Origin of the sequence: Chryseobacterium camelliae, from assembly GCF_030818575.1 — a bacterium.
Taxonomy (GTDB): Bacteria; Bacteroidota; Bacteroidia; order Flavobacteriales; family Weeksellaceae; genus Chryseobacterium; species Chryseobacterium camelliae_A.
Window position 1 is genome coordinate 2,648,254 of the sequence record NZ_JAUTAL010000001.1, and the last position, 12,127, is coordinate 2,660,380.

Consider the following 12,127-nt stretch of genomic DNA (forward strand, 5'->3'; position numbering starts at 1 on the left):
AGTAATGACAGAATCAGGAAACATAAAATACAATATAAGAGGAGAAAAACCTTTAAAGGGCTATCAGATAGTTAGAGTGAGAAATGTGGCCCACTCAAAAGAAGTATTAGACAATTTTAAGAATGCAGTCCTAACAATCTTAAAAAATAAGGCCTTAAGTGATGAGGATCCTAAATGGGAGAAATTATTACCACAAGGAATTGTTAATAAGATCAAGCAATTAGATAATGATGATTTTTAAATATGATGAGCTTTTATACAGATTAAGTACTAGTGTATACAAATTTCAAGATATAAAAGATTGGGAATGGTATAGTTCCTTAGAAATAGAGAAAGGATTTGATATTATTGTAAAAGGTTGGTTCAATGCTCATCAATTTATCAATTTCATCCACTGTCAAAACGTTCCTTTAGACAACATTAGAATTATAGATGCCGACAAACAGGAATTTTATGAACTGAAAACTATCAAGGATTATACTTCTTACAAAATTCTAAAATAAATCGATAATTCAGACATTTTTTATTAACAACATATTCGTCATCTGAATGGATTGTAAAAAGGATAAACGAGTACTTTACTGATTTTGTTACTCATGGTGTTTTCGGGATTAATAGTGAAAGAATTAAATCGACTGACGTCTATTTATATGATTATAGTACTTATACTTAAATAGTAATTGGTACTTTATACGCTAGCCTGCACCTTTTTTTCTCCGTTACTTTGAAGTACAAAATAACCCAAAAAACAATCTATCATGAATGAATCCAATCAAAATTACAACGCCAATTCATCAGGCCAATTGGTAGTAGGAGGAGGAGCCCAGTTCTGGGCATATCTTTCACCGGAAAATGACACTTCAAAAATGATCACCCAGTGGAAAGTAACATTCTCACAGGGAAACTGGAGCGACAGTATCTCCAATGAAAATCCGACAAAACAGCTCAAAACTCCTGGCCTTTCCGGTATCTTTGACATCAAAATAGAAACACTGAGCGGGTCCACAGGAACATGGCGCGCCATTCCGCCTAAAGACGGAAGCAAAAATCAGATCGGATGCAATTCCAACTGTGCGGCTATGGTAGGTATTGTTGCTGACAGTACCAGTCCGGCCCCAGGAGCTATTAACGCTCATTTCTGGACGGTATGGGATGCGTTCTGCAAATCCGGTGCAGAGTAAATAAGCTTAATCAATCATAAAAAACTGATTTCAATCTAATCCCTCTGAAGCTATGCTTCAGGGGGATTATTTATACTGTTCATGCGCTACTTATCCAATTTTAATGTAATACTTATTTTCTCCGGATTGTCTAAATATAAAACGACAATTATTATGAGGAAGATATTTCTTTCTGTATGTACTTTATCCGTAGTCATCATTTCTGCACAAGACAAAAGCACTGATACTGCCGGAATAAAAACAAAAGATATCGAACAGGTGATTATTAAATCACAGCATAAAAAGCAATATGCAGATAAAGCCGTCTATACATTCGATCAGGAGGCCCTTAAAAAGGCACGGTATGCAAAAGACCTTTTGAAAACGCTTCCTGAACTGCAATTGGATCCGGTGTCCAACACCATCATCAGCACCAAAGGAGGCGCAACACTATTTCTCATCAACGGAATCGAGGCTACCGACATGCAGATACGCAGCATACAGCCCGCAGAGGTTCTTAAAGTGGAATATTATGATAATCCGCCTGCCCGATGGGCCACTCGGGCAGATATCGTCGTCAATATCCTGACGAGGAATCCCGAAACAGGATTGGTTTTCGGGACAGATCTCACCTCTGCGCTCAATACCGGATTCATCAACGGTTCGGCATACGCAGGCTACACTAAAGGAAAGAATGACTTCGGACTGGAATATTCAATCAACCTCCGGGATTACCATAAAAGGAATGTAGAAAGCATTTATGATTATACCCTGAACAACTCCCACTACCGTTCCGAAGAAAACCGGAAAGAACATTTTGGCTATACGGATCAGCATATCGCTCTCCGGTATACCCGGTCGTTGCCTGATAATTATATATTTCAGGCCAAACTGGAGGCACAGCTTTTAAGCAACTTCGCGAAAGGCAACGGATACAGCACTTTTTTGAAGGACGGCAGTCCGGAAGACCATGCGATGTTCAAAAATACCTCCTCAGGGTATACCGCACCTACCATTGACCTCTATTTTTCTAAAAAACTCAATAAGAAAAATGAATTAAGCGTTAACCTGGTAGGTTCCCACTATACCACTGAATCATCGGAACTGGCACGCGAATGGGTCATCGCTTCAGGGAATTCTGTCTACGACAACGATATGCAGCTTGATGCACGGCAAACGGGTATTGTAGGCGAGCTTGCCCATGTATATGAATTCGGAAAGGGTAAACTGTCTTCGGGATACAGGATTTCCAATACTTCCATTTCCAATGACCTGGAAAACCTTGCAGGCTTTTCCGAATACAGCGTGAATTACCTGGAGCAGTATTTCTACACCGAATACTCCGGAAAGAAAGATAAATTCTCCTATCGATTGGGTGCAGGGCTCACCAATATCCATAATAAAAGTGCAGAAAATACTTTTGACGAGTGGACATTCACCCCCAAAGTCATCCTCAGCTATCAGTTTACAAATAATCAGACCTTACGCTTTACGAGCAGCTACAGGCCTCAAAGCCCGGGCAGCAATGCACTGAGCAGTAATATTGTTCAGATGGCCCCGAATATTGTCCAGCGTGGAAAACCCGTATTTAAAGGCTTCCCAAAGATTCGGAAATAACCTGATCTATTCCTACAACAACAAATACTTCGACTTCAATACCAATCTTTTCTATTGGTATAACAATCACGCCGTAAATCAGTATTATGTTCTGGACGGTACATTCGGGGGATATGCCCTAACCTATGAAAATGCCAGGAATGCCCAGCAGTATGGCATTCAGCTTTCGGGCTCCTATAAACCATTCGGCAACAGCCTGCTGGTGATTAAAGCTTCCCTGACCCCTACCGCTGAAACGGTAAAAACCGGAAGCGGAATACTGATCAGAAACAGCTATCTGGGAAATAATATTGTTGTTTCATCAGAATACAAATCATTCAGTATACAGTACATGCTCAATATCCCGGTATACAGCCTGGACGGCGCCTTCCTGAAAACCAATGAGAACCAGAACCATGTTTTTGCAAACTATAAACAGAAAGACTGGACGTTTACTGCCGGCATGTACTGGATCGGCACTCCTTCAGATTATAAAACGAAAAGCCTCCCTGAAAGCCTGGTTAATTATTCCCGGCATAATCAGATCTGGGACAATAAATCTATGCTGGTTCTCGGCATAAGCTATGATTTTTCCAAAGGGAAAAAGAATGAAATCAACCGTAATCTCAACAACAGTACCGCTCCGGCAGCTACTTTCTAGCTGATGCAAAAAAATCCCTGCTCAAAGCAGGGATTTACTATCTATGTATATTCTTTATTAAAGTTCTTTTCTAAGGCGCGCTACCGGAATATTAAGCTGTTCACGGTATTTGGCGATAGTTCTGCGGGCAATATTGTATCCCTGCTGTTTCAGGATAACCACAAGCGCATCATCGGTAAGCGGTTTCCTTTTATTCTCTTTGCTGATGACTTCCTGAAGATGGGTCTTGATTTCTTTGGTAGAAACCTCTTCACCGTCATCATTGGTAAGACTGTCAGAGAACAGGTCTTTAAGATAGATGATCCCGTTCGGGGTATCTGCATATTTGCTTTTTACTACCCTTGAAATGGTAGAAATGTCGAATCCTGTGATATCAGCAATATCCTTAAGAATCATTGGCCTCAGAGACTTCTCGTCACCGGTAATGAAATAGTCCTTTTGGAATTTCACAATTGCCGTGATGGTCTGAAGCAAGGTATTCTGGCGCTGGTTAATCGCATCAATATACCATTTGGCTGCATCCAGTTTCTGTTTGATGAACAATGCCGCCTGTTTGTGTTCGGCAGAATTCTTATCGTGTGAATAGGTCGTTAAAATATCCTTGTATTCTTCTGAAACCCTCAGTGTAGGTGCATTTTTACTGTTGAGCATCGGGATTACCTGCCCATCCTTTACCTGGATCACAAAATCCGGGATGATCTCCTGGTTGATGGTAATCGTCTGGGTATCGAAGTTCCCTCCTACTTTAGGGGACAGCTTTGAGATCTCCTCCAGGGCATCTTTAAGGTCTTCCTCTTCGATATCATACTTCTGGATGATTTTGTTGTAATGCTTATTCGTTAAGGCATCGAACTGATACCTCAATATATTGGCAGCCAGCGAAACGGCTTTATCAGAGCTTACCTTTTTCTCTATCTGCAACAGGAGGCATTCCTGAAGCCCACGGGCACCCACTCCAGGCGGATCCAGCTTCTGAATATAATTTTCCAGGATATCTTCCACTCTTTCCTTAGTGGTATATACCCCCTGGGAAAATGCCAGGTCATCCACAAGGGATTTGATTTCCCTTCTCAGGTATCCGTCTGTATCCAGGTTTCCTATGATGTATTCTGCAATTTTAAGGTCCTCATCCCCGATATTGATCAGGTGGATCTGCTCCATGAGATAATCGTACAGGGACTGTCCTTCCGTCAGAAGGCTTTCATTGTCAAATTCTTCATCATCCGGGGAGTAGTTGCTGGAAGCTGTTTTATAGCTGGGCTCATCATCATATAGGTATTGGTCTACATCAAAATCAGTTTCAATGCTTTCCGTGCCTTCGTCCTGATAAGCATCTTCCAGCGATGAAAATTCATCTTCCTTACCTTCTTCCTTTACAATTTCCAAAGCAGGGTTTTCTTCCAGCTCCCGTTCCAGCTCTTCTTCAAACTCCAGGGTATGAAGCTGGATCAGCTTCATCAGCTGAATCTGCTGTGGGGCTAATTTTTGTCCTAACTTAAGTTGTAAATGTTGTTTGAGCATACTAATATTTGGTTTTTGTATAACGTACCGTACGAAATTAATACTTTTTTTTCACACATACTATATTTTAGCACGATTTTTGCTGTATAGACCGCATATAATAAGGTATTAAAAAATAAAAAGCCTTGAAGATGTAACTTCAAGGCTTTTTTATGGTTAAAACTCTGCATTTTTCGGTGTTCTCGGAAAAGGAATCACATCCCGGATGTTGGTCATTCCTGTAATGAACAATACTAATCTTTCCAGGCCGAGTCCAAATCCTGCGTGCGGAACGGAACCGAATTTCCTGGTGTCCATATACCCACCACAGCTCATGTTCATCCACATGCATTTCTGTCATTTTCTGTTTCAGGACATCCAGCCTGGCTTCCCGTTCTGATCCGCCGATGATTTCACCGATTCCCGGGAACAGGACGTCCATCGCCGCAACGGTCTTATTATCATCATTCAGCTTCATGTAGAACGCCTTGATTTCTTTCGGATAATCAAACAATACCACCGGGCTTTCAAAATGTTTTTCCACCAGGTATCTTTCGTGTTCAGACTGAAGGTCTGCACCCCAGCTTTCTACCGGGTATTGGAATTTGCCTTTCTTATTTTCTTTCGAGTTCAATAAAATCTCAATCGCTTCTGTATAAGAAACCCTTTTGAATCTCTTGGATACTACATTTTCCAGCTTTTCAATAAGCCCTTCCTTAGCTCTTTCCTTTTCCGGTTTAGACTTCTGTTCTTCGGCAAAACGCTTATCCAGGAATTCCAGGTCATCTTTGCAATGGTCTAAGGCATACTGGATTACATATTTCAGAAAATCCTCCGCGAGGTCGATATTATCTTCAAGGTTGTTAAAGGCTACTTCCGGCTCAATCATCCAGAATTCAGCAAGATGCCTCGTTGTATTGGAATTCTCGGCACGGAATGTAGGACCGAATGTATAAATCCTTCCCAGTCCCATAGCTGCGGTTTCTCCTTCAAGCTGTCCGGAAACGGTAAGATTCGTTTTTTTTCCGAAGAAATCCTGAGCGAAATCAATGTCTCCCTGTTCGTCTCTCGGGATGTTATTCAGGTCAAAATTGGTCACCCCGAACATTTCTCCTGCTCCTTCCGCATCTGCTCCGGTAATGACCGGTGTATTGATGTAAAAGAACTGGTTCTGATTGAAGAATGAATGAATGGCGAAGCTGATGGCGTGACGCACTCTGAAAACAGCACCGAATAGATTCGTCCTGAACCTCAGGTGTGCCTGCTCCCTCAGAACTTCCAGGGAATGTTTTTTCGGCTGAAGAATCGTTTTATCTCTTTCTTCGGTAAAATTATCACCTAAAACAATAATTTTCTTGGCAATGATCTCCACGCTCTGTCCGGCACCCTGGCTTTCCACCACTTCTCCCACTACTTTTAAAGAAGCAGCAGTACTTATTTTACTGATTACCTCTTCATCAAAATTTTCAAAATCAACAACAATTTGCAAATTATTGATTGTAGAACCATCATTAAGGGCAATAAATCGGTTAGAGCGGAATGCTCTTACCCATCCGTAAACCGTAATGTCATGATGTAATACTTTCCTGTAATCCTGTAGGATTTCTTTAATCGTTTGCTTTTTCATGTGTTGATGATAAATTTTTGTATCAAAATTAATGAGTGCAAAGGTACAAAAAACGTTTCAAGACTTGAATACTTCCATTCGTTTAATTTTTTCTTCCACAGAATATTATTGCCAGTAAACCGGGTACTCCATATAATCCAAGAATCCGTTGGTCTCATACAGTATATCGTATCCCTGTGCCGTTAAATAATAATGACAGACTTTAACTTCATTATTCCGTTTTGGAAATGTAAGTACTGCGGGGCACAGCTTTGCTTTATCCACCATTGCCGCAAAAACTTCGTAATCGCTTATTTTCTTCCGGCTGAAGATCCCTAAAGACCTATCATTTATAAATCTTGCTGTCCGGATGTCTTTTAAGGAATAGGTAAAAAATTCATAGGGTATACCTTCGTATTTCGCGCAGTTTTCATTCATGGTAGAGGAAATGGTGAGAGAATCTTTCGTGATGTTCTTAATAACTCCAGATCGGTACCGCTTTCCATTACTAAATTCCAGATCATATATGCCTTCCATCCTTATTACGAAACCTTCTTTTGACGGCTTCCAACTCTTTGCCGGATCAATGGATGTTCCCTTCTTCCGGATTATCAGGACATATCCTGGTTCGTATTTGCAATCATAATATTTCTTGTAATGCATGTCATAATCCAAGCTGTCCTCAACAGTTTTAAACTGCCCATTAATATGCACAGCGGAGATAATACATAATAAAAAAATACTCACTTTTAGTTTAAGAGTTTCCATGCTTATTTTATTTTTAAATGGTGTACTTATTATTTCAATTGAATAAAACCGTTTTTCTAATATGCTTGCCTTTCCTGATTTTCCAGGCATGATAGGCGCTGGGAACATCATACTGCCATTTGGGGAGCAATAGTATGATCAGAATAACATCAACATGCGAAATAAGGCCCAGGATGACAGTAAGATCAAATGCCCAGCCTGTTTTCTGAAAACCTATTACATAGGTTAATGCCAGAAGAAGGCTTAGCCCCCATAATTTTGAAAGCCATGCATGCGTACAGGTTTCTTTTCCGAATCTGAGCCAACTGATGATATAACACAATGCTTCCATAGCAAAGAGCAGGATTATTCCTTTCCATTCGTTTTTTATTAATTCAGGGTTTAAAAGATAAGCCGCCCCTCCCAGGGAAAGCCAGAAAATCAAATCGGTCTGACTGTCCAGTCTCCGCAATTTTTCTGAAGAAACACCCACTTTACGGGCAATGATCCCATCGAAAATATCTGTTAACAACCCGAAGTACATCAGGATTACTAATAAAAGCCGGGAGTCATTAGCTTTAAAACAGGCTAAAAAAAGAAAGACGGGTGCAAGAATAAACCGTGTAGCAATTAAGAGATAAGGTATTGTTTTCATGGATTTAATTTTTCAAATTTAAAATCGTAATGGAATGTCTTCCAGTCGCTCATCACGATAAATGCTCCGTTGCAGAAAAAATAATTGGTTTGCACCCGAAGATGGTTATCTTGATCAACAGTAAAACGGGATTTTTGAATATTCCATCCCCCTAAGACTAATGGAATACCTTGCATCATAAACCTTTTTTCTTTCAAATACAGATAACCGTCATCTTTTAATTCGACTTTCAGATCTTTATCAAATAAGAGTTCTGTTTGTTTAAAGATTTTTACATTTATTTTTCTTTCATTGATCATGGTCAGGTTCAGATGTACTGCTCTTCCGTCATACTTGTGTTTGAAAATAAACATATTGGTATTTCTGTCAAAAATATCAGCAAGACCGTCGATGTAACCCAATTGTCCTCCAGCGGGATAATTCTTATAAGATCCGTTTATCCTATCCAGATTGTCGGTATGAAATCCTCCACTGTTGCTGTTAACATTTTTAAATCCTGCACAGCTCATTAATGTCAAAACCAGAAAGGGATACAGTAATTTCCTCATGATTCATAATTTTAAAGGTATAATCAAAGGTATCTGCAAAAGCTCCTATTTAAAATGTGGAAAAAAATTAAATTAATTATCTACATTTGTGAAAATCGCAAAAATATGTACCAGGAGCTTTTACTGAAACAGATCAGAAATAAAATCGGCAATAAATCATTGAATGATGAGGTAGCGAATATCCTCAACATCAGTTACGATGCAGCCCACCGAAGAACTTCTCTCAAGGCGAAATTCAGTTTTGAAGAGGCCCTGGAACTGGCCCAATACTATCAGATCTCACTAGACGGTTTCCTGACTTCAGATCACCAGATTTTAGTGCGGAAAACAAAAGCGGTTACCGAAACAGGAGATTTACAATCATTTTTTAAACACAACCTCCATGTTTTTGAAAACCTGCCTCTTTCAGAAGCGATGACGATTTATTATTCGGCGAAAGACATTCCTTTTTTTTACACGCTGTCTGATACACTGCTTTCGCGTTTTAAAATTTATGTCTGGATGAATCTGCTGAATGCAAAACAGGTTTTCATTCCGTTCATGCAGTTTTCACCGCCGGATTTCGCACCGGATACTAAAGAATTAAGAAAGAAATATGAGGAACAGCAGGTTATTGAACTATGGAATGACATGACGGCTTCCAGCATCCTGCAACAGATTTCATATTATCATGATACCGGACTTTTACAGAAACAGGAAGCTTATATCATCCTGGATGAATTAAAGGAGCTGATTATATATATTGAGCAGAAAACAGAAAACAATCCCAGGTTTCACCTGTATGAAAATGAACTGATGCATCTTTCCAATGACATCTTCTTCCACCATCCTCAGCAGTCCCTTTTTGCCATTCCAACCAATATGTTTGGCTATATATTGATCAACGATGCCAAAACCTGCCATGAAACACAGAATTATTTTGAACATCAGATCAAAAACTCAAAGTCGCTGAATACTTCCGGAAACCGCGACCGTAAAATATTCTTCAACAGAATATATCAGCAGATTGCAGCTTTAAAGCGGAACATATCCGGCGAAAAATAACCGGTAATGGTATGGATGAAAATTATTCGTCTTTCTTGGAAGGGACCAGGAAAACATCAATCAGCCCTTCAGGAAGCTGCATTTTGATGAATCGTTCTTCGCGGTTTACTTCCACGATCCAGTCTTTGATCATAGGAATAACCACTTCTTTTCCATCTAAATTGGTAATAAAGTAGGTCTGGGCAGTCTGGTCATTGACGGATCGGATGACCCCGCAATCGTTGTTGTTCTCATCAAGGATGGTATAACCGATGATCTCATGGTAATAGAACTGCTTCCCGGTAAGTTTAGGCAGGGTAGATAAAGGCAGGTATACATTTTTGCCCAAAGACTGGTCTACTAATGCTTCGGTAGAATTTTTAAAGGCAATATTCAGTGAATCAGACTTGCTCCACGCGGTTTTGGCAACAAAAAAAGGCACGAGCAAACCATTGATTTCAACAAAGATGGAATCCAGTTTGGTATACAGCTCCGGCTGGTCGGTATCCAGTTTAAGGATCACATTTCCGGCAAGGCCATGTCTCCGTGTGATTTTACCCAATAAATAACAGTCTTCTTTTTTCATATTCCGAACATATTAATCCTAAATATTGATGATGTTGTAGAAAGCCACCATAAAGCTTTTAAACAATAAAGACACGAAATAATCGTGCCTTTATATTGTATTTTCTTAAAGGAATTAAGCCTGAGTTTCTTCAGTACCTTCTGCTTCAGCAGCAGGTGCTTCATCTTCAGCAACTTCCTCAGCAGGAGCATTAGCCGCTTCTTCTGCCGCTTTTGCTTCAGCTTCAGCTTTTGCAGCTGCAGCAATTCTTGCTTCGTTTACTTTAGCTTCAGCGTCAAAAGCAGCTTTCTTGGCATCAGCCTTAGACTGAGCAAGACCTTCTACTTTTCCTTGTACTTTAGATTCTTTAGCCTCTAACCATGCATTGAATCTCTTCTCTGCTTCAGCTTCATCAAAAGCACCTTTTGCTACTCCACCCTGCAGGTGTTTTTTGTAAAGGGCACCTTTGTAAGAAAGGATAGCTCTGGCCGTATCAGTTGGCTGAGCACCGTTGTTTAACCACTGTACAGCAGAATCAACGTTCAACTCAATCGTTGCCGGGTTAGTGATTGGATTGTAAGTTCCCAGTTTCTCGATGAATCTACCGTCTCTTCTAGCTCTGGAATCTGCAACCACGATGTGGAAGAAAGGCTTTCCTTTTTTACCGTGTCTCTGTAATCTGATTTTTACTGACATAATGTTTGAATTTTACGGGAACTCGTCCCAGTTAAATATTTAAGAGTGCAAAGATAAATAAAATTTTCAATCTATAAATACAAAATATAATATATTTCTTGTATTAAAGCATGTATCAATGCTTTAAACATTTCAGTAAAGGTATGCAATCTCATTTTTACAATTATTCTTATATTTATATTTAAGAAATCAGTGGCTAATGAAACGCATTTATATAACAGGAATGTCTGGAACAGGAAAATCCTCAGTCATCAATAATCTTCAGAATAAGGGTTTTACAGCTATCGATACCGATTATGGAGGCTGGACAGAGATTTTATCTCATGAAGGCGCTCCAGAATGGATATTAAAAACAGATCAACTGAAGCAACTGCTTACCGGGCCTCTTGCCACTCCCATTTTTATATCAGGTTGCTATTCTAATCAAACCTATGTATATCCTCTTTTTGATCACGTTGTTTTGCTTTCTGCATCTCTTGAAAAAATCCTTAGAAGAGTTACCGGCCGAACTTCAAATCCTTATGGGAAAACTGTCCATGAACGCAATGAGATTAGCTGGAATTTTGAAAACATCCAACCGCTACTCAAAAAGAACATCTCTGTTGAATTAAATACCGAAATGATAACTGTTGAAGAAATAGCAACAATATTGAAAGTATTGGCAGGAAATTAATCACAGCCAAAAATCATGATTCAATTCACCCATGTAGAATAATCCCAGGCATTTCTGGTTTTCCTCAATGGTGAGAGACTCTTTCAGATGGTCCACTATTTTAGGCGAGCTCCAGTAACAGCCGATCCCGTTGGCCGTACAGGTAAGGTACATATTCTGGACCGCCATGGAAACCGCAGCGATTTCTTCCCATTCCGGTACCATACCGCTGAAGTTGACTACAATGGAAACCACAACGTCCGCCTTATTGATCTTAAAGCCTATATCATTATATTTCTTTTCCAAAAACTGATGTTCGGGCTGACTGGATTTGTAGATGGCCTGCATTTCCGAAGCCAGCTTAGCCTTTTCTTCTCCCCTGAAAGTTTTAAAACGCCACGGTTTTGTACGTTTATGGTTGGGAGCCAATGTTGCTGAATTCAGGATTTCATCAAGTATTCCCTTAGGAATTTCTGTATCTGTATAGTCTTTTGGAAAAATGCTTCTACGCTGTTCTATTATTTCTTTTAAAATTTCTGCTTTGTTCATATACGTAATGTACTGTTTATATTGGTGAAAGTTTGACCGCACAGACTGCTTTTCGATTGAGCCTGGTGGGTATGATTTCATTGACAGATACAAATGTAAGCAGAATAATCATACAAATAAAAAACTCCGGGAAAGTCCGGAGTTCAGATTGAAATCTTTGTTACGGATG

13 protein-coding genes and 1 pseudogene are annotated in these 12,127 nt (G+C 39.7%); 6 read left to right on the forward strand and 8 right to left on the reverse strand.

Annotated elements, in window-relative coordinates; translation table 11 throughout:
- Positions 1-4: 4 nt before the first annotated feature.
- The 4 genes from QE404_RS12015 (at position 5) to QE404_RS12030 (ending at position 3,417) form a co-directional block, all read left to right on the forward strand.
- Complete coding sequence (locus tag QE404_RS12015) at positions 5-241, forward strand: hypothetical protein (protein WP_307453910.1); 237 nt, start codon at positions 5-7, stop codon at positions 239-241.
- Positions 242-758: 517 nt separating this feature from the next.
- Positions 759-1,181 carry a hypothetical protein gene (locus QE404_RS12020; protein ID WP_307450753.1) on the forward strand — a complete coding sequence of 141 codons (423 nt, stop codon included), beginning with the start codon at positions 759-761 and terminating at the stop codon, positions 1,179-1,181.
- A 153-nt stretch (positions 1,182-1,334) separates the two neighbouring features.
- Positions 1,335-2,777, forward strand: a complete 1,443-nt coding sequence (locus QE404_RS12025) for a hypothetical protein (protein WP_307453913.1) — start codon at positions 1,335-1,337, stop codon at positions 2,775-2,777.
- The gene (locus tag QE404_RS12030; RefSeq protein WP_307453914.1) at positions 2,734-3,417 is read left to right on the forward strand and encodes a hypothetical protein; all 684 of its coding nucleotides are present in this window, start codon (positions 2,734-2,736) and stop codon (positions 3,415-3,417) included. Before QE404_RS12025 ends, QE404_RS12030 begins: the two co-directional genes overlap by 44 nt.
- Before the next feature lie 57 nt (positions 3,418-3,474).
- On the opposite strand, the gene rpoN is transcribed toward QE404_RS12030, so the two are convergent.
- The 5 genes and pseudogenes from rpoN to QE404_RS12055 form a co-directional block, all read right to left on the reverse strand.
- Entirely contained in the window at positions 3,475-4,938 is a 1,464-nt protein-coding gene (rpoN, locus tag QE404_RS12035; RefSeq protein ID WP_307450756.1) for an RNA polymerase factor sigma-54, read from the reverse strand.
- 156 nt (positions 4,939-5,094) lie between these two features.
- Positions 5,095-6,544 (reverse strand): annotated as a pseudogene (gene asnS / locus QE404_RS12040) (asparagine--tRNA ligase).
- 105 nt (positions 6,545-6,649) lie between these two features.
- Positions 6,650-7,402, reverse strand: coding sequence for a hypothetical protein (locus QE404_RS12045; protein ID WP_307450760.1), 753 nt, complete (start codon positions 7,400-7,402; stop codon positions 6,650-6,652).
- The gene (locus QE404_RS12050; protein ID WP_307450762.1) at positions 7,326-7,925 is read right to left on the reverse strand and encodes a CDP-alcohol phosphatidyltransferase family protein; all 600 of its coding nucleotides are present in this window, start codon (positions 7,923-7,925) and stop codon (positions 7,326-7,328) included. Before QE404_RS12050 ends, QE404_RS12045 begins: the two co-directional genes overlap by 77 nt.
- Positions 7,922-8,473 (reverse strand): hypothetical protein, encoded by a 552-nt coding sequence (locus tag QE404_RS12055; protein WP_307450763.1) that lies wholly within the window; start codon positions 8,471-8,473, stop codon positions 7,922-7,924. The genes QE404_RS12050 and QE404_RS12055 overlap by 4 nt, the downstream gene beginning before the upstream one ends.
- A gap of 105 nt (positions 8,474-8,578) precedes the next feature.
- Between QE404_RS12055 and QE404_RS12060 the strand changes: the two genes are divergently transcribed.
- Positions 8,579-9,517 carry an XRE family transcriptional regulator gene (locus QE404_RS12060; RefSeq protein WP_307450765.1) on the forward strand — a complete coding sequence of 313 codons (939 nt, stop codon included), beginning with the start codon at positions 8,579-8,581 and terminating at the stop codon, positions 9,515-9,517.
- Between the two features lie 22 nt (positions 9,518-9,539).
- Here the strand turns inward: QE404_RS12060 and rimM are convergent, their stop codons facing one another.
- Both rimM and QE404_RS12070 read right to left on the reverse strand, forming a co-directional pair.
- On the reverse strand, positions 9,540-10,082 hold the full coding sequence (rimM, locus tag QE404_RS12065) for a ribosome maturation factor RimM (RefSeq protein ID WP_307450767.1): 543 nt from the start codon (positions 10,080-10,082) through the stop codon (positions 9,540-9,542).
- Positions 10,083-10,196: 114 nt separating this feature from the next.
- On the reverse strand, positions 10,197-10,757 hold the full coding sequence (locus QE404_RS12070) for a 30S ribosomal protein S16 (RefSeq protein WP_307450769.1): 561 nt from the start codon (positions 10,755-10,757) through the stop codon (positions 10,197-10,199).
- Positions 10,758-10,956: 199 nt separating this feature from the next.
- Here QE404_RS12070 and QE404_RS12075 point away from each other — a divergent pair, with 199 nt between their 5' ends.
- The gene (locus QE404_RS12075; protein WP_307450771.1) at positions 10,957-11,430 is read left to right on the forward strand and encodes an AAA family ATPase; all 474 of its coding nucleotides are present in this window, start codon (positions 10,957-10,959) and stop codon (positions 11,428-11,430) included.
- Here QE404_RS12075 and QE404_RS12080 read toward each other — a convergent pair whose 3' ends face one another.
- Positions 11,431-11,958, reverse strand: a complete 528-nt coding sequence (locus tag QE404_RS12080; RefSeq protein WP_307450773.1) for a nitroreductase family protein — start codon at positions 11,956-11,958, stop codon at positions 11,431-11,433. It lies immediately after the preceding gene.
- Between the last annotated feature and the right edge of the window lie 169 nt (positions 11,959-12,127).

Coding starts and splice junctions, on each gene's coding strand:
- QE404_RS12015 (WP_307453910.1), top strand. CDS start 5: ATGACAGAATCAGGAAACATAAAATACAATATAAGAGGAGAAAAACCT.
- QE404_RS12020 (WP_307450753.1), top strand. CDS start 759: ATGAATGAATCCAATCAAAATTACAACGCCAATTCATCAGGCCAATTG.
- QE404_RS12025 (WP_307453913.1), top strand. CDS start 1,335: ATGAGGAAGATATTTCTTTCTGTATGTACTTTATCCGTAGTCATCATT.
- rpoN (WP_307450756.1), bottom strand. CDS start 4,938: ATGCTCAAACAACATTTACAACTTAAGTTAGGACAAAAATTAGCCCCA.
- QE404_RS12045 (WP_307450760.1), bottom strand. CDS start 7,402: ATGATGTTCCCAGCGCCTATCATGCCTGGAAAATCAGGAAAGGCAAGC.
- QE404_RS12050 (WP_307450762.1), bottom strand. CDS start 7,925: ATGAAAACAATACCTTATCTCTTAATTGCTACACGGTTTATTCTTGCA.
- QE404_RS12055 (WP_307450763.1), bottom strand. CDS start 8,473: ATGAGGAAATTACTGTATCCCTTTCTGGTTTTGACATTAATGAGCTGT.
- QE404_RS12060 (WP_307450765.1), top strand. CDS start 8,579: ATGTACCAGGAGCTTTTACTGAAACAGATCAGAAATAAAATCGGCAAT.
- rimM (WP_307450767.1), bottom strand. CDS start 10,082: ATGAAAAAAGAAGACTGTTATTTATTGGGTAAAATCACACGGAGACAT.
- QE404_RS12070 (WP_307450769.1), bottom strand. CDS start 10,757: ATGTCAGTAAAAATCAGATTACAGAGACACGGTAAAAAAGGAAAGCCT.
- QE404_RS12075 (WP_307450771.1), top strand. CDS start 10,957: ATGAAACGCATTTATATAACAGGAATGTCTGGAACAGGAAAATCCTCA.
- QE404_RS12080 (WP_307450773.1), bottom strand. CDS start 11,958: ATGAACAAAGCAGAAATTTTAAAAGAAATAATAGAACAGCGTAGAAGC.